The sequence below is a fragment of the Luteimonas flava genome, from assembly GCF_036584485.1.
Classification (GTDB): domain Bacteria; phylum Pseudomonadota; class Gammaproteobacteria; order Xanthomonadales; family Xanthomonadaceae; genus Luteimonas; species Luteimonas flava.
Window position 1 is genome coordinate 1 of sequence record NZ_JAZHBM010000067.1, and the last position, 293, is coordinate 293.

The 293-nt window shown below is 60.8% G+C and carries 1 protein-coding gene; it reads left to right on the forward strand.

The features are described 5' to 3' along the window. On the forward strand, window positions 1-293 hold a 293-nt coding region (locus tag V3391_RS17705; protein ID WP_332079765.1), incomplete at both ends, for a TonB-dependent receptor plug domain-containing protein.

Genomic DNA, 293 nt, shown 5'->3' on the forward strand with positions numbered 1-293 from the left:
GGGTTCGGGCGTATCGATCCGTGGTCTGAGCTATGTGCGCTCGGAACTGAACGGCCGCGATTCGTTCTCCGCCAACGGCGGCCGCTCGCTGAACTTCGAAGACGTGCCGCCAGAACTGGTGTCCGGCGTCGACATCTACAAGAATCCGTCGGCGGAGCAGGTCGAAGGTGCGGTCGGTGGCCTGGTGAATCTGCGCACCGCGATGCCGTTTGATTACAAGGGCTTCAAGTCATCGCTGTCGGCAGACCGTACCTGGTCGGAACTGAAGAAGGGCAAGACCTCGCCATCGTATT